This window comes from Pedococcus aerophilus, from assembly GCF_039532215.1.
GTDB lineage: Bacteria > Actinomycetota > Actinomycetes > Actinomycetales > Dermatophilaceae > Pedococcus > Pedococcus aerophilus.
Genome location: NZ_BAAARN010000001.1, coordinates 2,014,340 through 2,040,454, shown reverse-complemented (window position 1 = coordinate 2,040,454; position 26,115 = coordinate 2,014,340). Strand labels below are relative to the sequence as shown.

General features: G+C 71.3%; 22 protein-coding genes and 1 tRNA gene. 12 read left to right on the top strand and 11 right to left on the bottom strand.

The genetic code is table 11. From position 1 onward, the window contains the following. The first annotated feature begins 46 nt into the window (after positions 1–46). Entirely contained in the window at positions 47–820 is a 774-nt protein-coding gene (gene map, locus ABD286_RS09740; protein ID WP_344192624.1) for a type I methionyl aminopeptidase, read from the top strand. Positions 821–863: 43 nt separating this feature from the next. Here map and ABD286_RS09735 read toward each other — a convergent pair whose 3' ends face one another. Genes ABD286_RS09735 through ABD286_RS09725 form a run of 3 tightly spaced genes read right to left on the bottom strand, consistent with a single transcriptional unit; the run spans position 864 to position 3,955 of the window. Further along, positions 864–1,937, bottom strand: coding sequence for a phosphotransferase family protein (locus tag ABD286_RS09735; RefSeq protein WP_344192622.1), 1,074 nt, complete (start codon positions 1,935–1,937; stop codon positions 864–866). Then, positions 1,934–3,121, bottom strand: coding sequence for an acyl-CoA dehydrogenase family protein (locus ABD286_RS09730; protein WP_344192620.1), 1,188 nt, complete (start codon positions 3,119–3,121; stop codon positions 1,934–1,936). Before ABD286_RS09730 ends, ABD286_RS09735 begins: the two co-directional genes overlap by 4 nt. Positions 3,122–3,148: 27 nt before the next feature. Then, positions 3,149–3,955, bottom strand: coding sequence for a hypothetical protein (locus tag ABD286_RS09725; protein WP_344192618.1), 807 nt, complete (start codon positions 3,953–3,955; stop codon positions 3,149–3,151). Positions 3,956–4,076: 121 nt separating this feature from the next. Between ABD286_RS09725 and folP the strand changes: the two genes are divergently transcribed. Together folP and ABD286_RS09715 are read left to right on the top strand one after the other, a co-directional pair. Next, complete coding sequence (gene folP, locus ABD286_RS09720) at positions 4,077–4,994, top strand: dihydropteroate synthase (protein ID WP_344192616.1); 918 nt, start codon at positions 4,077–4,079, stop codon at positions 4,992–4,994. A 275-nt stretch (positions 4,995–5,269) separates the two neighbouring features. Further along, positions 5,270–5,473, top strand: coding sequence for a cold-shock protein (locus tag ABD286_RS09715; protein WP_056915917.1), 204 nt, complete (start codon positions 5,270–5,272; stop codon positions 5,471–5,473). Positions 5,474–5,554: 81 nt separating this feature from the next. Here the strand turns inward: ABD286_RS09715 and ABD286_RS09710 are convergent, their stop codons facing one another. Further along, positions 5,555–7,468, bottom strand: coding sequence for a penicillin-binding transpeptidase domain-containing protein (locus tag ABD286_RS09710; RefSeq protein WP_344192614.1), 1,914 nt, complete (start codon positions 7,466–7,468; stop codon positions 5,555–5,557). Between the two features lie 247 nt (positions 7,469–7,715). Between ABD286_RS09710 and ABD286_RS09705 the strand changes: the two genes are divergently transcribed. Together ABD286_RS09705 and ABD286_RS09700 are read left to right on the top strand one after the other, a co-directional pair. Next, complete coding sequence (locus tag ABD286_RS09705) at positions 7,716–9,305, top strand: LCP family protein (protein ID WP_344192612.1); 1,590 nt, start codon at positions 7,716–7,718, stop codon at positions 9,303–9,305. Between the two features lie 113 nt (positions 9,306–9,418). Next, positions 9,419–9,511 (top strand) — tRNA-Ser (locus ABD286_RS09700). 124 nt (positions 9,512–9,635) lie between these two features. Here ABD286_RS09700 and ABD286_RS09695 read toward each other — a convergent pair. The 4 genes from ABD286_RS09695 to ABD286_RS09680 all read right to left on the bottom strand — a co-directional run bounded on the left by ABD286_RS09695 (position 9,636) and on the right by ABD286_RS09680 (position 15,268). Continuing rightward, complete coding sequence (locus ABD286_RS09695; RefSeq protein ID WP_344192610.1) at positions 9,636–10,904, bottom strand: bifunctional glycosyltransferase family 2/GtrA family protein; 1,269 nt, start codon at positions 10,902–10,904, stop codon at positions 9,636–9,638. A 10-nt stretch (positions 10,905–10,914) separates the two neighbouring features. Continuing rightward, complete coding sequence (locus ABD286_RS09690) at positions 10,915–12,996, bottom strand: ArnT family glycosyltransferase (protein ID WP_344192608.1); 2,082 nt, start codon at positions 12,994–12,996, stop codon at positions 10,915–10,917. A 77-nt stretch (positions 12,997–13,073) separates the two neighbouring features. After that, the gene (locus ABD286_RS09685) at positions 13,074–14,537 is read right to left on the bottom strand and encodes a sensor histidine kinase (protein ID WP_344192606.1); all 1,464 of its coding nucleotides are present in this window, start codon (positions 14,535–14,537) and stop codon (positions 13,074–13,076) included. After that, complete coding sequence (locus ABD286_RS09680; RefSeq protein WP_344192604.1) at positions 14,534–15,268, bottom strand: response regulator transcription factor; 735 nt, start codon at positions 15,266–15,268, stop codon at positions 14,534–14,536. The genes ABD286_RS09685 and ABD286_RS09680 overlap by 4 nt, the downstream gene beginning before the upstream one ends. 68 nt (positions 15,269–15,336) lie before the next feature. On the opposite strand from ABD286_RS09680, the gene ABD286_RS09675 reads away from it, so the two are divergent. The 3 genes from ABD286_RS09675 (at position 15,337) to ABD286_RS09665 (ending at position 16,746) form a co-directional block, all read left to right on the top strand. Beyond that, positions 15,337–15,855, top strand: a complete 519-nt coding sequence (locus ABD286_RS09675; RefSeq protein WP_344192602.1) for a DUF4385 domain-containing protein — start codon at positions 15,337–15,339, stop codon at positions 15,853–15,855. A gap of 109 nt (positions 15,856–15,964) precedes the next feature. Then, the gene (locus tag ABD286_RS09670; protein ID WP_344192600.1) at positions 15,965–16,546 is read left to right on the top strand and encodes a hypothetical protein; all 582 of its coding nucleotides are present in this window, start codon (positions 15,965–15,967) and stop codon (positions 16,544–16,546) included. Next, positions 16,543–16,746, top strand: a complete 204-nt coding sequence (locus tag ABD286_RS09665; protein WP_344192597.1) for a hypothetical protein — start codon at positions 16,543–16,545, stop codon at positions 16,744–16,746. The genes ABD286_RS09670 and ABD286_RS09665 overlap by 4 nt, the downstream gene beginning before the upstream one ends. On the opposite strand, the gene ABD286_RS09660 is transcribed toward ABD286_RS09665, so the two are convergent. Then, on the bottom strand, positions 16,743–17,786 hold the full coding sequence (locus tag ABD286_RS09660) for a LacI family DNA-binding transcriptional regulator (protein ID WP_344192595.1): 1,044 nt from the start codon (positions 17,784–17,786) through the stop codon (positions 16,743–16,745). The genes ABD286_RS09665 and ABD286_RS09660 overlap by 4 nt on opposite strands. Before the next feature lie 123 nt (positions 17,787–17,909). On the opposite strand from ABD286_RS09660, the gene ABD286_RS09655 reads away from it, so the two are divergent. Genes ABD286_RS09655 through ABD286_RS09640 form a run of 4 tightly spaced genes read left to right on the top strand, consistent with a single transcriptional unit; the run spans position 17,910 to position 21,272 of the window. Then, positions 17,910–19,013: a substrate-binding domain-containing protein gene (locus ABD286_RS09655; RefSeq protein ID WP_344193341.1), complete on the top strand. Its 1,104-nt coding sequence runs from the start codon at positions 17,910–17,912 to the stop codon at positions 19,011–19,013. A 2-nt stretch (positions 19,014–19,015) separates the two neighbouring features. After that, entirely contained in the window at positions 19,016–20,038 is a 1,023-nt protein-coding gene (locus ABD286_RS09650) for an ABC transporter permease (RefSeq protein WP_344192593.1), read from the top strand. Further along, complete coding sequence (locus ABD286_RS09645; RefSeq protein ID WP_344192591.1) at positions 20,035–20,868, top strand: ATP-binding cassette domain-containing protein; 834 nt, start codon at positions 20,035–20,037, stop codon at positions 20,866–20,868. The genes ABD286_RS09650 and ABD286_RS09645 overlap by 4 nt, the downstream gene beginning before the upstream one ends. Then, positions 20,865–21,272, top strand: a complete 408-nt coding sequence (locus ABD286_RS09640; RefSeq protein ID WP_344192589.1) for a universal stress protein — start codon at positions 20,865–20,867, stop codon at positions 21,270–21,272. The genes ABD286_RS09645 and ABD286_RS09640 overlap by 4 nt, the downstream gene beginning before the upstream one ends. Positions 21,273–21,382: 110 nt before the next feature. On the opposite strand, the gene ABD286_RS09635 is transcribed toward ABD286_RS09640, so the two are convergent. Next, the gene (locus ABD286_RS09635) at positions 21,383–24,346 is read right to left on the bottom strand and encodes a M36 family metallopeptidase (protein ID WP_344192587.1); all 2,964 of its coding nucleotides are present in this window, start codon (positions 24,344–24,346) and stop codon (positions 21,383–21,385) included. Positions 24,347–24,543: 197 nt separating this feature from the next. After that, on the bottom strand, positions 24,544–26,049 hold the full coding sequence (locus ABD286_RS09630; RefSeq protein ID WP_344192585.1) for a hypothetical protein: 1,506 nt from the start codon (positions 26,047–26,049) through the stop codon (positions 24,544–24,546). Positions 26,050–26,115: the final 66 nt, after the last annotated feature.

The window sequence follows — 26,115 nt, the reverse complement described above, 5'->3', positions numbered from 1 at the left end:
CTGCCCGTGACCACACCGGGCCGGCACACCGACGAAGGGCACGACCGTGATCGAGATCCTGAGCCCCACCGAGGTCGCGCGGGGCAAGGAGACCGGCGCCCTCGTCGCCGACATCCTCCAGTCGCTCCGGCAGCGCAGTGCGGTGGGCACGAACCTGCTCGACATCGACGGCTGGGCCAAGGCCATGATCCTCGAGGCCGGGGCGCAGTCCTGCTACGTCGACTACGCCCCCTCCTTCGGGCGCGGACCGTTCGGCCACTACATCTGCACATCGGTCAACGACGCCGTCCTGCACGGTCTCCCGCACGACCGCACGCTTGCCGACGGCGACCTCGTGTCCCTCGACCTCGCGATCTCCCTCGGTGGTGTCGTCGCCGACTCGGCGATCAGCTTCGTCGTCGGGCATTCGCAGCCCGCCGAGAGCCTCGCGCTCATCGAAGCCACCGAGCAGGCCCTGGCCGCCGGGATCACTGCCGCCGTGCCCGGCGCCCGCATCGGTGACCTCTCCCACGCGATCGGCACCACGCTCCAGGCGGCCGGGTACACGGTCAACACCCAGTTCGGCGGCCACGGCGTCGGGTCGACGATGCACCAGGACCCCCACGTGGCGAACAGCGGTCGTCCCGGCCGCGGGTTCCCGCTGCGACCGGGGTTGCTGCTGGCCCTCGAGCCCTGGGTGATGGCCGACACCGACCGGCTCGTCACCGACGACGACGGCTGGACCCTGCGCAGCGCCACCGGCTGCCTGACCGCCCACAGCGAGCACACCATCGCCATCACCGAGGACGGCGCCGAGATCCTCACCCTGCCGAGCAGCTAGTCACGTCTGCCCGGCCCGTGGTCCCGCCCGCGCCCGGGCGCTGTCAGAGCCGGGACAGTGCGCGCTCGACGAGCAGCGGCACGGAGTCGCCCACCCGGTCGTACCCCTCGCCCAAGGACTTCCCGGCGAGGAAGCGCGCGTGAACTCCTTCGAGGATGACCGCGAGGCGGAAGTCGGTGAAGGCCCGGTAGTAGTCGAGTCCGGACACGTCGCGACCGGTCGCGGCGGCATACCGCGCGGCGATCTCGTCCGTCGTCGGGAAGCCCTCGTGCGCGGTCAGCCCGGCAGCGACGGGCACGGCACTGCCGTCCTCACCGGGGCCGGAGTAGTAGGTCAGCCACGTCGCGAGGTCGGCGAGCGGGTCGCCGAGGGTGCTGAGCTCCCAGTCGACGACGGCTGCGACCTCGAGCCGGCCCCCGACGTCGGTGACCAGGGTGTTGTCGAGCCGGTAGTCGCCGTGCACGAGCGTCACCTCGCCGCCGTCGGGGCGCTGGGAGTCGAGCGCCCGGACCAGGTCGTCCATCGCCGGCAGGTCGCGGGTGCGGCTAGCGTCCCACTGCCCGCCCCAGCGGCGCACCTGCCGCTCGAGGTACCCGTCGGGCTTGCCGAAGTCGCGCAGCCCGGTCGCGTCGAGGTCGACGGCGTGGACGGCGGCCAGCACCTCGACGAGGGAGTCGGAGAGCTGATCCCGCTGCGCCACAGCAAGTTCAGCCGTCTGGGCGGGCTCGCGGTAGACCGTGCCGTCGACGAGGGCCATGACGTAGAACGGTGCCCCGACGACGTCACGGTCGGTCGTGGTCGCGAGGACCTCGGGGACCGGCACGGCGGTCGGCCACAGCGCGGAGAGCACCCGTGACTCGCGAGCCATGTCATGGGCGCTCGGCAGCAGCGTGCCCATCGGGGGTCGGCGGACGATGACCGTCGCGGTCGGCCCGGCCACCCGGTACGTGATGTTGGACAGCCCGCCGGAGATCACCTCCGCGGTCCAGTCGGGGCCCAGCTCGGGCACGGCCTCCGCCGCCCATGCCGTGAACGACTCACGGGGCAGGCCGGGGACCTCCTCGCGTCCTGCGCCGCTCGCCTCCGCGGCCTGCGGTATGCCGCTCGCGGCACTCATGCTCGCGCCTCACGGTCGGCGGTGCGCTCCGCGGCCCTGCGGGCCGCGCGCTTGGCGATCGACATCTTGTGCACCTCGGTGGCACCGTCGTAGATGCGGAAGGACCTGATGTCACGGTAGATCCGGCCGAGCACGAGCTCCTCGGACGTGCCCATGCCACCGGCCAGCTGGACCGAGCGGTCGACGACGCGGCAGGCGGCCTCGCTCGCGAAGACCTTGGTGCGCGAGGACTGCTCGCTGCTGCGCTGCCCCTCGGCGATGGCCCAGGAGGCGTGCCAGATCATCGAGCGTGCGGCATCGAGGTCGATCTCGTTCTCGGCGATCAGGGCCTGGGCCATGCCGAGGTCCGACAGGGTGCTGCCGAACAGCTCGCGGCCGACGGCCCGCTCGACGGCGATGTCGTGGGCGCGCCGAGCCGCGCCGAGCCAGCGCATGCAGTGCGTCAGCCGCGCCGGCGCCAGCCGCACCTGCGCGCTCTGGAACCCCTTGCCCACCTCGCCGAGCACGTGGTCGTCGGGGACGAAGCAGTCGCGCAGCGAGACGCGGCAGTGGCCGCCGACCCCGGTGGCGTCGATGGTGTTGAGGTGCTCGCCCACGACGAACCCGGGGTTGTCCGCATCGACGAGGAACATCGTCGCGCCCTGCGGGACGTCGTCACCCTCGTTGAGCGCCATGACGATCGAGAAGGCCGCACCGTCGGCACCGGTGATGAGCCACTTGTCGCCGTTGATCAGCCAACCGCCGTCGGTCCGGCGGGCGCGCGTCCGCAGGGCGGACGGGTCGGAGCCGGCGCCGGGGGGCGGCTCGGTCATGGAGAAGCAGGACCGCACCTCGCCGGCGACCAGCGGCTCGAGGTACTTCTCCTTCTGCATCGCCGACCCGGTGACGTGCAGGAGGTGGATGTTGCCCTCGTCGGGGGCGGCGCAGTTGAGGGCGAGCGGCCCGAGCAGCGAGTAGCCAGCCTCTTCGAGTAGCACCGCCGACTCGTCGAACCGGAAGCCGCCACCGCCGAACTCCTTCGGCGCCTGGGGCGCGAAGACCCCGGCAGCCTTGGCCTTCGCCTGGAGCTCGACGCGCAGGGCGTCGGTCATCCCCTCGGTGAACACTTTCTGCTCGAGCGGCACCACCTCGGCCGCGACGAACTCCTCGACCCGACGGCGTTGCTGCTCGACGGCTGGGCTCATGCTGAAGTCAAAGGCCACTCCCCGACACTACCGAGCGGGCTCCTCCTCGGCTCGGGGACGCGGAGTGTCGGAGCCCGACTCGTGGGTCAGGAACTCCCGCACGGCACGGACCACGACCTGCTCGGAGGTGATCTGGTGCGCCGCTGCATACGCGGCCGTGTCGGCGGCGAGGTCTGCGGGGAGGAGCGAGGTGCCGGGAGCGCCACCGTCCTCGGCCCCGTCGAGACGTCGCCGCTGGGTGTTGCTCGCCGAGGGGCCGAACTTCACCAGTGCCGCGACGACGACCGTGCCGAGGACGTCGAGGATCGCGACGACCCCGAGCACCCGGAAGTAGGTGTCCTCGTCGGGCTCGTAGCCGAGGACGAGCAGGCACGTGAGCAGGGCGAGCAGACCGGCGAGCGCGAGGGTGGCGGTGAGCAGCCGTCGCACCACCGCGCGGGCGCCGTCGCAGAGTGCGAGGAGCAGGCTGGCCTGGGCGAGGGTGGCGGCGAAGATCGACCCGACGCCGAAGGTGCGGGCCAGACCCTCGCCGGGACCGCGGTCCCAGTCGGCGCCCCAGATCATGAGCAGGGCGCAGACCAACGGCACGAGGACGACGACGCCACCGGCCACCCCGACGGGCTGGGAGCGGCGGCCGGCGGTGGCGAGGTAGCAGAGGACGGCGATGCTCACGACGCCGACGAGGAGTGTGGTGAGCAGGATGCGGCCCTCGAACTCACCGAAGTCGCCACTGCCGAGGAGGGCGATGATGCCCATGAGTGCTGCGAGCGAGAACGAGCCGATGGTGGTGCGGACGATCCACCGGCGGATCGGTGCGGTGGTAGGGGTTGCCATGGCTGATCGTCCCACCGGGGTGGGCGCGCGCACACGGGTATGCAGCCCCTTGCCGAGGGCCGGCGGAGGCGAGTACAAGGGGAGCCGTCGGCGCCGGGCACCGCGGTGCGAGGATGACGCGGTGACCAGTTCGGATCCGCAGCCGTTCGACCTCCCGCGCACGCCGCCGCTGGTGCTGCGCGGCCGGACGTTCGACGCGTCGACCCCGGCGGTGATGGGCATCATCAACCGCACGCACGACTCGTTCTTCGCAGGCAACCGGCACGCCGACCTCGATTCGGCCAAGCGTGCCCTCGACGACGCGGTCGACGCAGGTGCCGACATCGTCGACGTCGGTGGGGTGCGGGCGGGTCAGGACGGCGAGGTGGTCTCCGCCGAGCAGGAGCTGGACCGCGTCCTGCCGTTCCTCGCGCACGCCCGCACCACTTACCCCGAGCTCGTCCTCAGCCTCGACACCTGGCGCAGCGAGGTCGCGCGCGAAGCCGGCCGCATCGGCCTCGACCTCGTCAACGACACGTGGTCCGGCCACGACCCCCAGCTGGTGCACGTGGCTGCCGAGATCGGTGCAGGAGTGGTCTGCTCGCACACGGGGGGCCTGCCGCCGCGGACCGACCCGGTGAACGTGACCTACGGCCCCGACCCGCTGGACGTGGTCCGCGACGTCCTCCGGACGCTGGCCGACGGCGCCCGGACCGCGGTCGACGCCGGCATCCCGGCCGAGCGCGTCCTCGTCGACCCGACCCTGGACTTCGGCAAGACCACGGCTCACTCGCTGGTCGTGCTGCGGCACACCGCCGACCTCGCCGGACTGGGCTTCCCCATCCTGCAGGCGTTGTCCCGCAAGGACTTCGTGGGCGAGTCGCTCGGCCTGGAGGCGAACGACCGGCTCGAGGGGACCCTCGCCGCGACGGCGGTCGCTGCCTGGCTGGGGGCGACCGTGTTCCGTGCCCACGACGTGCGGGCCACGCGTCGCGTCGTGGACATGGTGGCGACGATCCGCGGGGACCGCCCGCCGGTCCGCGCCATCCGTGGGGTGTGACCTCGACCGAGCCCCTGAGGGACCCACGAGACCGCGCCCCGCATGGTGAGAAATTGACTCTGGTTGGTCTCCACGATCAGCAATCTGCGTGCTAGCGTCTGTCGCGGTTGCATCAAGCAGTTCCTCGCAAAGGTCGACGAAGTGCCCGCCCTAGCACCATCAGAGCGGGCTTTTCTCATCTGAGGCGGGCATGTCTCGTCGGTGGGGTTGTGTACGGCAGCCTGGTGTTTCGCAAAGTGCGTGGCACCAATGGCTACGAAGGAAAGAGTTACCCCATGGCACAGGGAACCGTTAAGTGGTTCAACGCTGAGAAGGGCTTCGGCTTCATCGCCCAGGACGGCGGCGGCCCGGACGTGTTCGTCCACTACTCGGCGATCGACTCCTCGGGCTACCGCTCGCTGGACGAGGCGCAGCGCGTGGAGTTCGAGGTCACCCAGGGACCCAAGGGTCCCCAGGCTGACGCCGTTCGCCCGATCTGACGAGGACTGCTCAACCACAGTCTTCAGCGAGGCCCCCACCGGATCCCGGTGGGGGCCTCGTTCTGCACCAACGGTGCCCGGCTACCTCGCCAGCGCCGTGAGGAAGTCCTTGGCCACCGGTGCAGCTACGGTGCCGCCGCTCTTGCCCTTCTCGACGAGCGCCGCGAACGCCACACCGTCCTGGTACCCGACGAACCACGCATGCGTCTCCGGCGGGTTCTTCGAGCCGAACTCCGCGGTGCCCGACTTGCCGCGCACCGCGCCACCGGGGGCGTCGCGGAGGACCGTGCCGGTGCCGTCGGTGACGACCTGCCGCATGAGCTCGCGCAGCTGCCCGACGGCGTCGGCGTCGAGCGCCTTGGGCGCGCGGTCCGCACCTGTCGGCGCGGGTTCGGTCACGAGCGCCGGCGGTATGGCGCTGCCCCGTGCCACCGACGCGACCATCGTCGCGAGGGCGAGCGGGGAGGTGAGGTTGCGACCCTGCCCGATCGACGCCGAGGCCTTGTCGGTCTTGCCGTTGTTGGTGGGGATGCTCGCGTCGAACGCGTTGCCGACGCCGAGGGTCCTGGCCCAGCCAGTGAGGCCGAGGGCGTCGGCCGCCTTGGACAGGTCGCCGTCGCCGAGGTCGGTGGAGAGCTTCACGAACGCGGTGTTGCAGGAGTGCGCGAAGTCGGTGGCGAAGTCCGGGTTGCCGAGCGACTCACCCTCGTAGTTCTTGTAGGAGCGACCGTCGACCGCGAACGTCTTGGGGCAGTCGACCGAGGTGCTCGGCGTGACCTTGCCGCCCGTGAGCAGGGCGTAGGTGCTGGCGATCTTGAAGGCCGACCCGGGCGGGTACTGACCCGTGAGCGCCCGGTCGAAGCCGAGCGCCGGGGAGTTCGCCGAGGCCAGCACGTCGCCGGTCTCCACGTCGACGGCGACGAGGGCCGAGGGCACCTCGCCGGTGCCTGCCACGGCGGACTCCGCCGCGGTCTGCACGTCCGGCGACAACGTCGTCTTCACGTCCGTGCCGTCCACGGCGTCCTTGCTGAACAGGGGCGTGTCAGGGTTCGCGCTGGAGGTGACCGCGATGCCGGGGGTTCCGCCGAGCTGGACGTCGTAGCGCCCTTGGAGGCCACTCACGCCGGCGTAGTCGCCTGCGACGTAACGCCCCTCGCTCTTGGCGACGCCCTCGGCGCTCACGGCACCATACGTGCCGAGCAGGGGCTGGCCGAACGTGCGGGTGCGGGCGAGCGGCTGCTCGCGGGCCGGGTAGATGACGCCCTTGAGGTCGTCGAGGGCGGCCCGTCGCTCCTGGAAGTCGGCCTCGCGGTAGGTGATCACGGCGATCGGGGCCTTGCTCCCGGCCTTGGTGGCGGCCTCGAGCTTGGCCACGAGCGAGCCGGCGGGCTCGTCGACGATCTTCTCCAGCGCCGTGACGGTCGCCGTGGTGGCGCGGCCCGGGTCGATCTGGACGGGGTAGACCTTCCCGATCGGCATGAGGGGCTCGCCGTCGCGGTCGAGGAGATCGCCGCGCTGGCCCCACGTGCGGGTGGCGGTGAGGGTGTCGGCGGCCTGGAGCTCCGGGTGCCACAGCGAACCGGATGCAGGTGGCGCGACGGCCCACTGATCACCGGTGCGCTGCACGGTGACCGGCACGTCGTACGCCCACGGCACGTCGCCGCCGAGGGTCCAGGTGGTCCGCAGGGTCGAGGTGGCGCGGTCCCCGTCGCGGGCGACGTCACCGGCGCTGACGGTGACCGGACCCGAGCCCAGACCGTTGGTGGCCTTGGTGAAGCCGTCCTGGACGGACTGGGCGGTCGTGCCCACGAAGGCCGCCCCCGCCTTCGGGAAGGACCGCTGGGACCAGCCCTTCGCGAAGGCTGCCACAGCCGCCGCGGACTGCTCGTCGGCGTCGCGCTCGGCCTTCGTGTGGCGCCACCACAGCCCGCCTCCCACGAGAGCTGCCACCACGGCCGCTGCAGTCAGGGCCCCCACCAGTGCTCGCTTGCTCATGGCCCCATCAAACCCCACCGGGCTGGGAGTCCTTGTCCCATTTGTCCGCGGGTCCGCCCGACCGTGCGCGGCGGCGAGTGACCTCGCGGCGACGAGTTCCCCGCCGGGGACAACCGATCGGCCATGTGGGGCGTCAGGGAAGTAGGCGCATTGTCATCAGCACGCTCAGGTTTCGCCTTTACACTCGCCGAGACGATGCGTCGCCCCGCCCACCCGCTGGCGGTGCAGTCGAGCCAGAGAGGTCCACGTGAGCGAGCCCACCAACGGCTCTGCGCAGGGCAGCACGCCCGGCCAGGACGCCAGTGCCCCGGGGGGCGGCACGCCACAGGACGACGCCGGTGTCGGGCGCAGGTCGCAGCGCCACCAAGGGAGCTCGCACCGTCACCCGTGGCTGCGCCGCTCGTTGTTCGGCGTCGCTGCCCTGCTCGTGGTGGCCCTCGTCCTCGGGATCGCGGCCTACGTGAAGCTCAACGGCAACATCAGCCGACTCGACATCAGCAGCGCGCTCGGTGACCGCCCCGAGCCGGCTGCGACGACCGATGCCGTGACCAACCTCGCGCCGGTGAACATCATGGTGATGGGTTCGGACAGCCGCGAGGGGACCAACCTCGGCAAGGGGCAGACGGAGTACGGACTCGAGGGTGCCCGCTCCGACACCAACCTCGTCGTCCACCTGTCGGCCGACCGCAAGTCCGCCATCGTCGTGTCGATCCCGCGCGACTCCATGACCATGGCCCCGCGTGACTGCAAGAACCCCAAGGACAACGTCGAGAACGGCGTCATGCGTCAGTGGAACCAGAACTTCACCCTGGGTGGCCCGGCCTGCACGATCCGGACCTTCGAGGGCCTGACGGGCATCTTCGTCGACCACTTCGTCGTCATCGACTTCCGCGGCTTCCAGAAGATGGTCGACGCCCTCGGTGGCGTGACCGTCTGCACGCCCGACCCCATCAACGACGAGGACAGCCACCTCGTGCTGCCCGCCGGCAAGAGCAAGGTCAACGGCAAGCAGGCGCTGGGTTACGTCCGGGTCCGCAAGACCGTCGGCGACGGGTCGGACCTCGGCCGCATCGACCGCCAGCAGGCCTTCCTCTCCTCGGTCATCCAGGAGGTCACGAAGTCCTCCCTGCTGCTGCGTCCCGACAAGCTGTTCCGCTTCCTCGACGCCGCCACGGGCTCGATGACGACGGACAAGGGCCTGGACATCGGCGAGATGAAGGACATCGCGCAGAGCGTCCAGGCGATCGGCACCGACCAGATCCGGTTCGTGAAGCTGCCGACCACCGTCTACGAGCCCGACCCCAACCGCGTGCAGTGGCTGCCGTCCGCCGAGTCGATCTGGAAGGCGATCCGCGAGGACGACGCACTGCCGGGCACCAAGAAGCCGTCGACCACGACGACGGCGTCGCCCACGACGACCGCCCCCGCCCTCACCGTCGCGCCCAGCGAGATCTCGGTGCGCGTGACGAACGACTCGGGCATCGCGGGCCTGGCCAAGCAGGCCGCAGGTGACCTGGGCATCCAGGGCTTCAAGGTCGAGACCTACCTGACCGGCACCGGTGAGAAGACGACCGGGGTGCTCGTGCGGTACGGCGCCGGCCAGAAGGAGGCGGCGCGGACCGTCGCCGCCGTCTTCCCGGGTGCCAAGATCAAGTCGGACTCCACGCTCGGGTCGACGATCGAGGTCAGCATGGGGCTGGACTCGCCGGACGCCGTGGAGATCCCGAACCGTGAAGGCACCGAGCCGCTGCCCAAGCCGTCCGTGACGGCGACGAGCAACCCGACCGACACCGCCACGATCGCGGCCCGCACCGCCGACCAGGACATCTGCAGCTGATCCGGGGGCGGGCCTCCCGACGGGTTCGCGTCCCGTCGTCGGGGGGTCGCTTTGCTCCGGTGCGCGGCGTCCGGATACCCTGTGCGGGCTCGGTCGACCTGTCGTCCGGGCGTGGAGACGTCGCCTAGTCCGGTCTATGGCGCCGCACTGCTAATGCGGTTTGGGTTTATCGCCCATCGAGGGTTCAAATCCCTCCGTCTCCGCCAACAGGTGAGGCCCGATCACGCTCAGCGTGGTCGGGCCTCACCTGTTGGCGGAGACCCCCGGATTCGGGAGGAGCGAGGAACGAGCGACGGCGTCCCTCCGTCTCCGCGTGGTGGGCCGAACCGCTCAGGCAACGCGGCTCGTCACCTCGGGTGAGACGTGGGAGGGGGCCGCTTCGGTATGCGGCGTGGTGGCATCGCGCAGACCTCCACCGCGCGCCGTGGGTGGGCGGAACATCCAGGACCGCATCGCGACGAACCGCACCGCCGTCGAGGCGGCGGTGGCCACGGCCACGACCCCGGTCTGCGCCGCGGTCGGCGGCGCCGCGGCGACGAGGTGGAGCAGCCCCAGCGCACCGGCCGTCATCAGCCAGGTGATGCCGAAGACGGCCAGCCCCTGCGCCTGGTGTCGCGCTGCGCCCCGGCCACCCTGGATGCCGAACGTCCAGCGCCGGTTCAGCGCCGTGTTCGCGACGGTGGCCACCAGCAGGGCGAGGAGGTTGGCGACCTGGGCGGACGCCATACCGGCGCTCAGTGCGGCGAACAGGCCGAGGTGGACCACCGTGCTGGCGACTCCCACCGCGGCGAACCTTTGCAGCTGCTGCCACGTGCTCCCACCCGGCGTACCCCGGCCCAGGCGGGCCGTGATGTCGGTCAGCGGCAGCGCGCCCGAGGCCAGGGAACGCCGCACCCGCCGGACGCCACGCAGGTCGTCCAGGGCGGTGCCCACGACGTCGACGCGCGAGTCCGGGTCGTCGAACCAGTCGACGGGCACCTCGTGGATCCGCAGGCCGCAGCGCTGGGCCAGGACGAGCAGCTCGGTGTCGAAGAACCACGTGGTGTCCTCGACGAGGGGCAGCAGCTCGGCTGCGACATCGGCCCGGATCGCCTTGAACCCGCACTGGGCGTCCGTGAACCTCGCCCCCAGGGCTCCCCGCAGGATCAGGTTGTAGCCCCGAGAGACCACCTCGCGCCTGGCACCCCGCACGACACGCGATCCGCGAGCCAGTCGCGACCCGATCGCGAGGTCCGAGTGCCCGGACATCAGGGGTGCGACGAGCGGCCAGAGGGCGTCGAGGTCCGTGGACAGGTCGACGTCCATGTAGGCGAGGATCGGTGCGTCGGAGGCGAGCCAGACCGCTTTGAGCGCCCGCCCCCGTCCCTTCTCCGCGAGGCGGACGAGGGTGACCCCGGGCAGCTCGGCCACCAGCCCCGACGCGACGGCGGCCGTCGCGTCGGTGCTGGCGTTGTCGGCCACGGTGATCCGGAACGGGTACGGGAACGTCTGCACGAGGTGCTGGTGCAGCCGCCGCACGCACGCGGCCACGGTGTGCTGCTCGTTGAACACCGGGATGACGACGTCGAGCACGGGGACTGGGGCGGTCAGGTCGCTCATCTCGGTCCCCTCAGGTGGTCTGGGTGGTGGTGCCGGTCGACGCCGCGGCCGACAGTGGTTGGGTGAGGTCGTAGAACGTCGAGCCGCCGATGGTCACGGAGGTGAAGTTCGCCGCGACCCAGGTGGAGATCTCCGAGCCGGTGCCGGAGCCGCCCAGGCCGCCCATCCCGCCGCGGCCGCCGCCCTGGCCACCGCTGGCCGCGAAGTAGTGGATGTCACCGTTCGCGACGTACGCCTGGAACTGCGCCAGCGTCGGCGACGGGTCGCTGCCGTTGAAGCCACCGATCGCCATGACCGGCAGGCCGGTGCCGAGCTGGAGGCCTGCGGCGTTCTGCGAGCCGACCGCCGCGGCGACCCACCGGTAGGAGCCGGCGTCGGCGGACAGGGCCGAGACGACCTCCGTGGTGGGGGTGCTCGCGTCGAGCAGGCCGCCCATTCCGCCGCCACCCTGGGGTGCGCCGGTGGTGCCGCCCTGCGCGGTGCCTCCCGGCGCCGTACCCGTCCCGCCCTGGGTCGTGCCGGGAGGCATGCCGCCGGGGCCACCGCCCGGCATGCCCCCACCGAACCCTCCGCGACCCGTGGACGGGCCCGCGGTGACGATGGAGCCGGTGTGGGCGGTGCCCACCGTCTGGATGCTGTAGGCCGCGGGGCCGGCGAGGACTGCCACGAGCGCGCTGGCGACGACCACGGGCACGAACCGCCGGTGCAGCTGGGTGATGACCAGCAGGAGCAGCGCGCTGGCCATGCCGACGACGAGGACGCCGATGCGCAGCCAGTTCTGCCAGTCGGTGCGAGACAGGAGGATGAACGACCAGGTCGCGGCAGCAGCGGTCGCGGCCGCCAGGGTGATCGAGCCGATCGAGCGGGTCCGGTGCTCCCACGCCTCACCGGTACCCATGCCGACGACGGCGGCGACGGCCGGGGCGAGGGCGACGGTGTAGTACTCGTGGAAGATGCCGGCCATGAGCGAGAAGGTCAGCATCGTGACCAGGAGCCAGCCGCCCCAGACGACGTAGGCGGCGCGACGACCGTCGGTGCGCGGCGCCCGTCCCCGAAGGAACAGGCCGACCGCGAGCAGGATGAGCGCCGAGGGGATGAGCCAGGAGATCTGGCCTCCGATGCTCGAGCTGAACATGCGGCCCAGTCCGGTCGTGCCCCAGCCGTTGCCGCCGCCGACCGACCCGGTCTCGTTGCCGCTGATGCGGCCGAGGCCGTTGTAGCCGAAGGTGACCGAGAGGAACGAGTTGTCCTGGCTGCCACCGATGTAGGGGCGCATGCTCGCCGGGACGAGCTCGACGACCGCGACCCACCAGCCGGCCGACAGGACCATCGCGGCGACACCGATGAGGGCGCCGGTGATCCGGCGTCGCAGCGTCGTGTTCGCGAACAGCAGGTACGCGAGCCCGAACGCCGGCACGACGAGCAGCACCTGCAGCGCCTTGGTGAGGAAGCCGAGCCCGATGAGGACGCCGACGATCGCGAACCACTTGTGCGACCCCTCGTCGATCGACTTCAGCGTCGCCCAGGCCCCGAGGGCCATGAGCAGCACGAGCAGCGCGTCGGGGTTGTTGAACCTGAACATCAGGACGGCCACCGGGGTGAGCGCCATGACGAGGCCGCCGACGAGACCGGCTGCCGCACCGAAGTGGCGGCGCACCGTGGCGTGGACGACAGCGACGGTCGCGACCCCCATGAGGACCTCGGGCAGCAGGATCGCGAACGAGCTCAGCCCGAGGACCCGCACCGACAGCGCCATGATCCACAGCGAGGCCGGGGGCTTGTCGACGGTGATGGAGTTGCCGGCGTCGGAGGACCCGTAGAAGAAGGCTTCCCAGCTCTGGCTGCCGGCCTGGACCGCGGCGGAGTAGAACGAGTTCGCGTAGCCGCTCGAGGTCAGGTTGTAGAGGTAGAAGAGGGCGGTCGCGAACAGCAGACCCAGCAGCGCCGGACGGGCCCAGGACGGGTCCTCCTCGTTCCCGCGCCAGAGGCGCTGGAGTCGGCTGGGTGCGGTCGGGCCCGCCTGCACGGTGGTGGCGCGGGGGAGGGCCGGGGGGCTGTCGGCCGCGCTGCGGTGGAGGGTCATGGTGTCCATGGCTCCAACGGTCGGGCCGCTCGCTGTGCGCCTCCTGTGCCACCCCTGAGCCTGGGTGATGAGCTGGGGCGCGTGCCTCAGTGGGCGGGGAGCAGGACCGTGAAGGTCGTGTCGCCGGGGTGGCTGTCGAGCTCGACGCGTCCGCCATGGGACTTGGCCACGGCGTCGACGATGGACAGGCCGAGGCCCGTCGACCCGGCCGCGCGGTTGCGGGAGTCGTCGCCGCGGGTGAATCGCTGGAACACGTTGCGCTGCAACGGTTCCGGCACGCCAGGGCCGTCGTCGGCCACGCTGACCCGGACCCAGTCGCCATCGGGGCGCACCGAGGTGACGACCTTGGTGCCCTCGGGGGTGTGGGTGCGGGCATTCGCGAGGAGGTTGGCGACGACCTGGTGGAGGCGGGCCTGGTCGCCGGCGACCTCGATGGGCTCGTCGGGCAGGTCGAGCTCCCAGCGGTGGCCGGGCGCGGCGGCGTGGGCGTCGCTCACGGCGTCCATCGCGAGCAGCGACAGGTCGACCGGCTCACGCTCGAGCGGTCGACCCGCGTCGAGGCGGGCCAGCAGGAGCAGGTCCTCGACGAGGCCCTGCATCCGCAGCGCCTCGGACTCGACGCGGGACAGCGCGTGGGTGACCGTCGCAGGAACGGGCTCGTGCTCGCGACGGGACAGCTCGGCATACCCCCGGATGGAGGCGAGCGGGGTCCGCAGCTCGTGCGAGGCGTCGGCGACGAACTGGCGCACACGCTGCTCGCTCTCGTGCCGGGACTGCAGGGCCCCCTCGACGTTGTCGAGCATGTTGTTGAGGGCGAGGCCGACCTGGCCGACCTCGGTACGCGGGTCGGTGTCGTCGGCGGGGACGCGTTCGGCGAGGGCGACGTCGCCGGAGTCGAGCTTGAGCCGCGACACCTGGGTCGCGGTGTGCGCGACGCGTTGCAGCGGTGCGAGGTTGCGGCGCACGAGCCACAGGCCGCCGGCCCCGACGACGATGAACCCGATCACCGTCCCGCCGACGATGAGCGTGACGACGGTGTTGATGGTCTCGGTGACGCCGGCCATGGGCAGCCCGCTGATGACGGTGCTGCCGTTCGCGGTGAAGACCGAGACCACGCGGTAGGCGCCGAGGTCGTCGATCTCGACCGTCTGGGGGGTCTGTCCGATGCCCGCGGTCTGGAGCTGGGAGATCTGCTCGGCGGTGAGCTGGCCGTAGGTGCTGCCGTCGGCGACGCGGTTGGTGACGGCCACGCCATCACGCAGCGTGAGGTTGAGGAAGGCGCCCCCGCCGCCGGGTGGACCGCCGCCCCCGGGCCCCCGGCCGTCGCCGTCGAGGTCGGGGCGGCCGCCCTCACGGGCGACGCTGGCGGTCACGTCGCTGTCGAGCTGGTCCTGGAGGTAGTTGTGCAGCAGGAGGACGGTGAGGGAGGACGTCGCGAGGGTGACGGCGAGGAACAGCCCGACGACGGTGGCGACGAGCTTGGTGCTGAGCGACCACACGGCCGGTCGGAACCGGGTGCGGGCTGCTCCGGCGGCTGCGGCGGGACTCATGACGCGGGCTTGAGGACGTACCCGACGCCGCGCATCGTGTGGATCATCGGCTCGCGGCCGGCGTCGATCTTCTTGCGCAGGTAGGAGATGTAGAGCTCGACGACGTTGGCCTGGCCCCCGAAGTCGTAGTTCCAGACGCGGTCGAGGATCTGCGCCTTGGACAGCACCCGCTTTGGGTTGCGCATGAGGTAGCGCAGCAGCTCGAACTCAGTTGGGGTCAGGGCGATCTGGACGCCGTCGCGGGTCACCTCGTGGCTGTCCTCGTCCATGGTGAGGTCGCCCACGACGATCACGGACGAGGACTCGTCGGTCACTACGGCGGTGCGCCGCATGAGGGCACGGAGCCGGGCGACGACCTCCTCGAGGCTGAACGGCTTGGTGACGTAGTCGTCGCCACCCGCGGTGAGGCCGGCGACCCTGTCCTCGACCGCGTCCTTGGCCGTGAGGAACAGCACCGGCACGTTGGGGGAGTCGGCGCGCATCCGCCGCAGCACCTCCAGGCCGTCGAAGTCCGGCAGCATCATGTCGAGGGCCACCGCATCCGGCTGGAACTCGCGAGCCGCCCGCACCGCGTTGGCGCCGTTGGACGCCGTGCGCACCTCCCAACCCTCGTAGCGCAGGGCCATCGAGAGGAGCTCGGTCAGGTTGCTCTCGTCGTCGACGACGAGGACCCGCACCGGGGAGCCGTCGATGCGCTGGAGCTTGGCGGAAGCGGACTGCTGCGTGTTCATGGACCTAGACAACACCCGGTGGCTGGGCAAAGGCCACGCACAGACTGTGCGAATCCTGTGAAGCCACTGTGCCGGTCGCCGAGCGCGCGATCCGCTTCGCCGGGATACTTCTGCAGGTGGCGGGCAGCGGCGACGACGTGAGGGCGCACCCCGAGCTCTACCGCGTGGGGCGCGGCGAGCAGGGTGTCCTGACCGTCCAGCCCTACAAGGGTGAGCTGCTGCCGCTGTGGCGCTTCAAGACCCCCGATGTCGCACAGGAGAGTGCGACCGCGATCCGGGCGGCGTTCGACGACTACCTCGCCGCAGGTGACCTGGTCGGCGCGGACATGGCGCGCAAGTTCCTCCAGATGGGTTTCACCCGGGCCCGGCGCTACGCCAACCACCCGGGCGGGAAGAAGTACGACGGCCCGGTCCCGGTCGACAAGCGCGGGGAGAGTGGCGCCCACGGTCGGGCAGAGCTGCCCCGCGGCCCCGAGGACCCGGTCAAGGCGGAGTCGGCGCGGATCTTCAAGGCTGCGTGGGACGAGGTCGAGCAGGTCGAGGAGTACACGTCCTGGCGGGCCGCCCACAAGGAGGAGCACGGCTAGCCGTGCTGACCGCGGATGCTCAGTCGTCCGACACCCCGGCCACAGGCTGCGCACAGCCCCCGCCCCGACGCTCGAGGGACCAAGCACCCCATCTCGCCGGAGGCGTCCGATGACGAACCCCACCACCCGCAACGACCGCGACCCCAGCGGCGACACCGCACCGATCGCGTGGGCCACCACCCAGACCATGCCGTATGCCGCGTCGCCGGCTCCCGAGGCGCCGGCGGCGGCCGCGCCCGCCCAGCCCTTGCCGCCCACGGTCGCCGCCCCCAGCCCGGGTCAGACCATCGCCCCCAGCCCGGCTCCGACCACCGCTCCCGCCCTCAATCCTCCGGTGTGGTCCGGTCGCAAGACCGCCATCGCCGCAGCCCTGGCGATCGGCATCTCGGCGATGGGTGCGGTCGGTGCAGCGGCAGCCCTCCCGGCCGGCTCGACCCAGGGTGGCACCGGGCAGTTCCAGCCCGGCGGCTTCGGTGGTCGCGGCCAGGGTGGCTTCGGTCAGCAAGGGACGCAGCAGGGGACCCAGGTCCCGGGCGGCACCCAGCAGCAGCTTCCCGGCCAGCAGGGTGCCCAGCCCCAGGCTCCGGGAGGCATGCAGCAGCTCCCGGGTGACGGCCAGCAGCTCCCCGGACAGCCGGCCCTTCCCGGCCAGGGCTTCGCGCCGGCCGACCCGAACGCGAGCACGACGTGAGCCCGCTGGCGGCGACGCGCTCGGTCCTGGGGTCGCTCGCGGCGCACGCGCACGCGCCATACCCGCATCCTCGGATCGGACGCCGAGCACCGTTGACGGGTTCGCAGGACCCGGTGCAGCGCAAGGACTTCGGCGCTGTGCCGGTCTGCGGCTCGGTGAGGCCGCTGGCGTCGCAGCGGGAGCTGCGCGACCGCGGCTAGACGCCGGGGCGGATCTCCCCGGAGCCGCGGACGACGAGCTCCGGGGCGAGCACGACGTGCTGGGGGGCGGAGGTGTCGCCGTCGATGCGGCCGAAGAGCCGCTTCGCGACCTCGAAGCCGATCATCGCGACATTCTGCTTCACCACGGTGAGCGGCGGATCGACGATGTCGGCGAGGGGGAAGTCGTCGAACCCGACGAGGGCCACCTGTCCTGCAACTCCGCGCTGGTGCAGGGCGCGAATCGCCCCGATGGCCAACGAGTTCCGCGCTGCGAAGACCGCCGTCGGCGGGTTGGGGCCGTCGAGCAGCCGGACGAGCCCGGCGACCGCGTCGTCGGGGGAGCGCAGCGACAGCGCCTCGAGGCTCGGGTCGCGGGGGAGGCCGGCGTCGCGCATCGTGGCGAGGTAGCCGTCGTGCCGCGTCTGCGCCGTCTGGATGGTGGGCAGGTCGCCGAGGATGGCGATGCGCCGGTGGCCGTGGGCGAGCAGGTGCTCCACCGCCATCCGCGCCCCGAGGGCGTTGTCGACGGTGACCGAGTCGGTGTCCACACCGTTCGGCCGCCGGTCGACGAAGACGATCGGCAGGCCGCTGCGGAGGTCCTCGGCGAGGTAGTCGTGGCGCTGGGTGGCCGGCATGAGCAGCAGGCCGTCGACACGTCGACGGACCAGGCCCTCGACCAGGGCGCGCTCGCGCTCGGGCTCCTCGTCGAGGCTTGACGCCACGATGGCGACGTCGCGGTCCCGCGCGGCGTCCTCGAGGCTGCGCAGCAGGCTGGAGGAGAACGAGTTGCTGACGTCCTGGAGCAGGGCGCCGACCATGGCGCTCTTGCCGTGACCGCGGCGCAGGTTGCTGGCGGCGAGGTTGTGCCGGTAGCCGAGCTGGGAGACCGCACGCTCGACGCGGGCGACGACGTCCGGGGACACCCCCGGCTCGCGGTTGACGACCCTGGAGACCGTCTTGAGGCTGACGCCGGCGAGCGCCGCCACCTCACGCATGGTGGCGCGCGGCGGCCGACGGCCCTCCTCTGACAACGATGTCACGATCACGTGGCTAGTTGTACATTACCCGTTGACAAATGCACAACCGCGGGCTAGAAACATCCCTGACAACGTTGTCACGCGGCGATGGAGCCGCCTGAGAAGGGGAGCACCCACATGCCTCGTATGACCCTGCAGAACCCGTCCGTGCGCCGCAGCCTCGCCGTGACGGTCGCCGTCTCCGCCGCCTTCGGCCTCAGCGCCTGCAACCGCGCCAGCACCACCGACACCGGCAGCAGCGGCGGCGGAGGTGAGGCCACCGTGGGAGTCACGCTCATCACGAAGGACTCGACCAACCCGTTCTTCGTCGCCATGCAGAAGGGCGCCAAGGCGGACGCCGCCAAGAACAACGTGAAGCTCACCGTCGCCTCCGGCAAGCAGGAGGGTGACGACCAGGGCCAGATCACCGCCATCGAGGACGCGATCGCCCGCGGCGACAAGGGCATCCTCATCACGCCGATGAGCGACGGCGTCAACGCCGCGATCAAGAAGGCCCGCGACGCCAAGCTGTTCGTCATCGCCCTCGACACCCCGCCCGACCCGGCCGACACCGTCGACATCACCTTCGCGACGGACAACCGCAGCGCCGGCAAGCTCGACGGTGAGTGGGCCGCAGCCCAGCTCGACGGCAAGCCCGCCGTGATCGCGTTGCTCGACCTGTTCAGCGACAAGATCGTCTCGGTCGACTACAACCGTGACCAGGGCTTCCTCGAGGGCATGGGCATCGATGTCGCCGACGGCAAGAAGAACGGCGACGAGGCCAAGACCGGCAAGTACACCGGTGGCAAGGGCGGCGACTACACGATCGTCTGCAACGAGGCCAGCAACGGCGCTGAGGACGGCGGCCGCACCGCGATGGAGAAGTGCCTCGCGAAGAACCCGAACATCAACCTCGTCTACACGATCAACGAGCCCGCCGCGGTCGGCGCCAACGCCGCCCTCAAGGCCGCCAACAAGACGGCCCTCATCGTCTCGGTCGACGGTGGCTGCGCTGGCGTCGACAGCGTGAAGAGCGGCGTCATCGGTGCGACGGCCCAGCAGTACCCGCTGAAGATGGCCACGCTCGGCATGGAGGCCATCGCCAAGATCGCCCGTGGCGGCGAGGCGCCCAAGGTCACCGAGGGCCTCGACTTCTTCGACACCGGTGTGGCCCTGGTCACCGACAAGAAGGCTGACGGCGTCGACAGCATCTCGTCCGAAGAGGGCGCGAAGATCTGCTGGGGCAACTGACCATGACCACCGAGGTGACCTCTGCTGCCGCCGAGTTCGCTCGGCGGCAGCAGTCCCCACTCCAGCGGGTGCAGCACCAGCTGCACGGCCGGCCCTGGCTGAGTCCGCTGTTCCTGCTCTTCGTGGCGTTCGTGTCCTTCTTCATCGCGACGCCCACGTTCCTCACCCCGAGCTCGATGGGCATCCTGCTCCAGCAGACCGCGGTCGTGGCCGCTTTGGCCGTCGGACAGACGCTCGTCATCCTCACCGCGGGGATCGACCTGTCGGTCGGTGCCGTCATGGTGCTGTCGATGATGGTCATGGCCACGCTGTCCAGGGATGACGGGATGCCCGGCATCCTCGGCCTGGCGATCGGCCTGCTCCTGGCCACCGGTGCGGGTGCCCTCAACGGCCTGCTCGTGACCCGGATCAACCTGCCTCCGTTCATCGTCACCCTCGGCACGCTGAGCATCTTCACCGCCATCGCGCTGCTCTACTCCGGTGGCGAGAGCATCCAGGCCAACCACCTGCCCGACCTGCTCAACTTCCTCGGGCAAGGGTTCGGCATCGGGTCGTTCAGGCTCACCTGGGGAATCGTCCTGGTGATCCTGATCTACGCGGTGATCGGGTTCGTGCTCTCCCAGACCGCGTGGGGGCGCTACGTGTATGCCGTCGGCGACGACCCCGAGTCGGCCCGCCTCTCGGGTGTCCCCAGCAAGCGGATCCTCCTGGCCGTCTACACCGTGGCCGGCCTGATCTACGGTCTCGCGGCGTGGATCCTCATCGGACGTGCCGGCGCGGCGACCCCCAACGCGTTCCCGGACGCCAACCTGGCCAGCATCACCGCCGTGGTCATCGGTGGCACCAGCCTCTTCGGTGGCCGCGGTCGCCTCGTCGGGACCCTCATCGGTGCCCTCATCGTTCAGACGTTGCAGTTCGGCCTCTCCCAGATGGGCGTCGACCAGCAGTGGCGCGTCCTCGCGACCGGCATCCTCGTCATCATCGCCGTCGCCGTCGACCAGTGGATCAGGAAGGTGAAGGCATGAGCACCCCGACGCTCGAGGTCGCCCACGGTGGCATCCCCGCCGGCAAGGAGGAGATCTACTCCAAGGAGCCCGTCCTCTCGGCCCGCAAGCTCGTCATCACCTTCGGTCGCGTCGTCGGCCTCGACGGGGTCGACCTCGACCTCTACCCCGGCGAGGTGCTCGCGGTCATCGGCGACAACGGTGCCGGCAAGTCCACCCTCATCAAGTGCCTCACCGGGGCGTACGTCCCCGACTCCGGTGAGATCACGATGAACGGCAAGCCGGTCTCGTTCCGCAAGCCGCAGGACGCCCGCGAGGCCGGCATCGAGACGGTCTACCAGCAGCTGGCCGTCATCCCCGCGCTCGACATCGCGAGCAACCTCTACCTCGCCCGCGAGGAGCGTCGCAAGGGCCCGCTCGGCTCGGTGCTGCGCATGCTCGACAAGAAGGGCATGGAGAAGCGCGCCGGACAGTCGGTGCAGGACCTCGGGATCCAGACGATCCAGAACATGAGTCAGGCCGTCGAGACGCTGTCCGGTGGACAGCGCCAGGCGGTGGCCGTCGCCCGTGCCGCGGCGTTCGGGAGCAAGGTCGTCGTCCTCGACGAGCCGACCGCCGCCCTCGGCGTCAAGGAGTCGGGCATGGTCCTCGACATGGTCAAGCAGCTGCGCGACCGCGGCCTGTCGGTCATCCTCATCAGCCACAACATGCCGCACGTGTGGGAGGTCGCCGACCGCATCCACATCCAGCGGCTGGGTGGGCGGGCCGGGGTCATCACGCCGCAGACCCACGACATGGGTGAGGGTGTCGCGATCATGACCGGGGCCAAGCGGCTCGAGGGTTCCTCATGACCGGCACCGTGGTCGTCGGCTACATCCCGAGCCCCGAGGGGATCGCGGCCTTCGAGCGCGCCAAGGACGAAGCCGTCCTGCACGGCTCACGGCTGGTCGTGGTGAACACCGGGCAGAACGGCGACTTCGCCACGCCGAGCTTCGCCACCCCCCAGGACATCGACGCCATCCGGTCCGAGCTGGAGCAGACCGGCCTGGACCACGACGTGGTGCAGGCCACTGGTGGCCTCGCCGCCGCCGAGGAGATCCTGCGCGTGGCCGACGTCGAGAACGCGACGCTCATCGTCATCGGCATGCGGCAGCGTTCGCCCGTGGGAAAGCTCTTCCTCGGCAGCACGTCCCAGCAGGTCCTCCTCGACGCCCAGTGCGCCGTGCTAGCGGTGAAGGCCCCCCGGGCCCGCTGACCGCAGGAGGGCCGACACCACGACTGCCCGGCGCCGACCCTCCATCCCCCAGCAGAAGTGCCGCGCAGCCCAAGGGGCCGCGCGGCACTTCTGTCGTTCTCCTCCTGAGGTCAGCGGCGCAGGACCTGCACCTCGCTGACCGCGACCTTCTGAGCCCCCGCGTACGCGGTCGTGCAGTCGGTGGCGTTCGCCGGGTCGGCGTCCTGCTCGCCCTGGAACGCCGGTCCGCCCTGGCACTGGTTGGTGACCAGCTCGAAGCGCAGGTGCGTCGCCGCGGTCTGCGGGATCTCGAACGAGCGCATCTTGAGCTCCGGGGCGACCGGCCGCGGCGCCGTACCGGGGAACGCATCCGGTGCCGAGGTGAAGACCGCGCGGTAGTCGGCGTCCTGGTCGCAGAGCACGCGGCCCTTGGCGTCGCAGGCCCAGACCTTGAACTGGCGCAGGTTCTGGAAGCGTCCTGCCGAGCCGGGCTCGGGCAGGGCGCTGAGCTGGACCTTGCGCACGACCTGGCGGCCACCGACGAGGTCGACGGTGAACACCTTCTGGGCCGCGGTGGGCGCATCGGTCGTGGTGGCCGTCGTGCCCTCGTCGCCGTCGACCATGGCCGGGACCTTGGTGCCGACACCGGTCACCGTGGCGCCCGCCTGCGTGCTGGCGAGGTTCGTGGTGAGGGGGGCCGGCATGTTGCGGGTCTGTCCCGGCTTGGACGTGAACGTCAGCTGCTTCTGGGCGTGGCCCGGAGCCGTCACCGTGTACGTCGTCGTGCCCGGCACCGTCGTGAACGTCTCGTCCAGGCTCGTCGCCGGGTCGGTGTCGGCGACCGGGCGCGAACGCGCGGTGTACTCGCCGACGAACACCTTGGCGCCGGCCACCGGTCGGCCGTCCTCACCTGTGGGCACGAACGTGAGGTTCGCGTTGCGGCTGTAGGGCGACTCGAACGACGGGATCGGCGCAGAGTCCGCGCTGCTCGTAGAGGAGGCCCCACGCCCCATACCCCTGGCGGCGAAGGCGTCCCAGAGGAGGTCCTGGTTGGCGCCACCGAAGCGGAGCAGGTCGGCGGCCAACATGGCGTCACGGGCGTCGAGCATGCTCACGGCACCTGACGGCATGAGCAGCCAGGCGTCGAAGACCAGCTGGATCCAGCGCCGGTTGCCCGGGCAGGACTCGACGTCGGTCGCACCGGTCGCGCAGCTCTTCTGCAGGGCCGCGTCACCGCCGCCGTAGCGCGTGATGAACGCGCTGCGGACGTCACTCTGCGTCGCCGACCAGATCTCACCGTCGGCGTGGACCTGCGGGCCGGTCTGGTCGTAGCCCACGTTGGAGTAGTTCAGCGGGCTCTTGCTGAAGTTGTAGTTGCGGATGCCGTGCTCGGCGTTGCCGGTGACGTACGCGCCCATCGGCGTCGCCGTCGAGCTGAACGGCACGTAGCCCTGCTCCTGCAGGTACTCCGTCGCCATCAGGTCCGACCAGCTCTCGCCCATGGCGCCGGCCTGGAGGCCGGACAGGCCGCGGTCGGGACCGCCGGCCATGCGGTTGCTGATGCCGTGGCCGTACTCGTGGCCGATGACCGACATGTCGTAGTCGCCGTCGACGCACGGTGCGTAGAAGGAGCCCGCCAGCGGCTGCCAGAGGTACATGTTGCTGTAGCCGCTGATGCCGTCGGGCGGGGTGCCCTGGTTGGCGTTGTTGCGCGAGCCGGACTTGGCGCCGGACTGGCTGTAGCCGAGCTCGGGGTCGGCGCCCAGGCCGCCCTTGCCGAAGTTGTCGCGCTGCATGTTCCAGGCCGACTCGGTGTAGCCGAGCTGGTAGGACCAGTCGTGCATGCGGTTGTGCATCGCGAACAGGTTGGCCGTCGCGGCGTCGATGTCGTTGCGCTCCGGGCTGGAGTAGTTCGCCGGGTTGCAGCGCTCCTTGGTCCACTGACCGGTGAACGGGTAGGTGTAGTTCCGGTCGCTGCGCAGCGTGGCCGGGGTGACGACCCCGCCGGCGACCCAGCGCTCGCCACTCGTGGCGTTGTTGCCGCTCGTGGTCGTCGTGGTCGCCTTCGTGACCGGGTCGACGTCCCAGGCCAGCGGTGACGCCGGGTTCTGGACCGCCTCCGCGCAGCCGGTGGTCGTCGTCCAGCACCACTGCACGCGGGTGTCGGCCGGGGTCGGGGAGACCTCGGGGACGGAGGTGAAGACCGACCAGCGCGGGTTGTCGCTGTCGTGGTCGACGAGGCCGTCGCGGGCGAGGACCTCGCCGGTCGCGGCGTCGACGTAGACCGAGTAGCCCTCGTCCTGGGCTGCGCGGGTCACCACGTGGTACGCCGTGCGCGTGGCGCCTCCGGGCACAGGGACGGCGACCTGCTTGACCTGCTGCTCACCCACGAGACCCTTGGCCTGCAACGAGGTCCACCCCGTCGCGGCGGTGCGGGCGTTCGCTGCCCCGGCCCTCTTGACCTCGGAGATCTCGTGACCGATGTTGTCGGCCGCACGCCCGAGGGCCTGCTCCGGCGTGAGCTTCGGCGCGGCCAGTCGCGCCGTCGCGGCACCACGGGTCGGCGAGAGCGAGGACGTGAGGTAGCGGGCCGAACCGTCCTGCACCGCCACGACGACGAGGCCGTCGAGTCCGGCGGGGACACCGCCGACGGTCTGGCGCAACATGACGACGCTGCTGTCGCCGATGCGGTTGGTCGTCACGTGCTCCATCGCGGCGACGTCGTCGGCGGTCACGCCGAGCACGCTCGCCTGGCGCACGAGATAGGCGCGGGCCGCGGCGACGGCGTCCTTGCCGAGGCCGGTGGCGAGCGCGGCCTTGCCGGTCGGCGTGATCGTGGCCGCGGAGCCGAACCGGTTCCAGGTCACGGTGGCCGGTGCTGCGCCGCGCTGGCTCCCTGAGCGGGTCTGCTCGGCAGCTGCCTTCTGCGCCGCCGACGGCTGGGCCTTGTCCTTGCGGGTGTCGAGGTCGTCGAGGTGGTGGCTGTCCTCGCCGAGGAAGGCCGAACCCCCGGCCTTCGGTGCGGATTCGGCGGCTGCTGCGCCCGGCATGGCGGAGGTGACCGCCACTGCCAGTGCCGCGGTGGCCGACACCACGGCTAGTTGTGTGCGCCTACGGGTCATCGTCGGGCTCCCTTCGGTCACGGGCTCCCGCGGCGCTGCGGATTCGCCGTCACGGGGGAGGCCGTTCCCCCACCCAACGTGACGACCCACGAGTAGGGGTCAGGCGCGGGTCTGGGTTGGTTCAGGAAACGACAAATCACCCCGAATCGGCCTCGGGACCAGCGAGGACGTCAGCCGCGCGCGGAGCCGAGCCCCAGGACGACAGCCAGTCCCAGCGCGCTGCGCGGGTCGTATGCCGTCCGCCAGAGACCGCCGTGAACGGCACCGTCAGCCTCGTCCTGCCACGGCGAGCGTCCCTCCGTGTTGCCGCTGCGCAGGTCGTGGACGAGCAGGGCGGCCATCAGGGTGTTGCTCGTGGCCGGCTCGAAGACCTCGATCCCGAACCGGTGGGCACCGGCGTAGGCCGAGGCGAGCGCACGGTTCTTGACCACCGAACGGGTGCGGGTCGGGGGTGCGACGTTGAGAGAGACGCTCACGCCCTCACGAGCGGCGACGGTGGCCCGCCAGCGCTGGAGCCGCTTCGCGAGGGCGTAGTTGGGCCCTTGCTGCGGGACGAGGCTGTCGTTCAGGCCGGGGTCGGAGCCCGGGGCGTAGTTGCGCTGGAGCAGACGCCCACCGCTGACCCCGCGCAGCGCCGGGCGCAGGACCCGGGTCACCGCCGAGGGTGACCGGTAGGCCCGGGTCGAGAACTCCACCGCCTCGCGAGGCACCGCGAAGACATCGGTGGGCGTGGCGAGGAACGCCAGGGCGACGTCGTCACGGCGACGCAGCAGCTCACAGCTGAGGGCGTCGACGGCCATGGCGACGCGGACGTTGGTGGCCCCGTCGGCATACACGTAGTTGCCCACCACGAGCGGGCCGTCGAGCTCGCTGAGCCAGTCCGCGACGGAGGGGAGGCCGTGGACGAGGTCCGCGCCGGCGCTCGACGCGAGGGCGGTCGATGCTGTGGGCGAGGAGGGGCGGGTGGTGGAGCCCGCAGCCACGGGCAGGTGCAGGGTGCCCGCGGAGCCGGCGGCGACGTCGAGGACGCGCTTCCAGATCTCCGGCCGGGGAAGGTCGACACCGACCACCTCGGCGCCCCACGACAGCAGGGCGCGCAGGGGGCCCATCTCGGCGCCGGCGCCGAGGACGACGACCTTCTGGCCCGACAGGTCGAGCCACTCGGGGTGGTCCATGACCTCGCGGACCTTGTCGGCAGCCGAGGGCTCCATCGAGCCGGCTGCGACCCAGCGGTCGAGCTGTCGGCTCAGGGCCGCACCGGTGAGGCGCTCGCCGTGCAGGGGCAGGCTCAGCGTGGCGGTGCGCTCGCCGGTGCCTCGCACCGTCGCCGTCTCCAGCGGCGCCCCGGACTCGGGCGTGGCGGCGAAGGCCTCGCCCAACGGCACCTCGCCGCGGGCCGTGGCGCAGCGCATCCGCCGGTGCAGGGAGTCCAGGCCGGCGCGGGCGATGTCCACGGCCGCCTCGCCCTCGCGCAGCAGCCCGGCCTCGACGGTGCGCCGGAAGTGCCCGAGGTAGCCCTGGCGCCAGCTGGTCTCGCGCTCGGCGGCCTGCGCGCCCACCGGGTCGACCTGCCGCAGCGCGTCGGCGACCACGGCGCGTCCCACGGCGGACGTGGACCGCTTGCCGTCGACCTCGGGAAAGACCACTCCGCTCGGCGAGGAGCCACTGTGCGCCATGCGGTGAGTATGCCGTGTGCGCGAGGAGGGAGTGCCCACCAGGGGACCGTGTCTGGGCGGGCACGC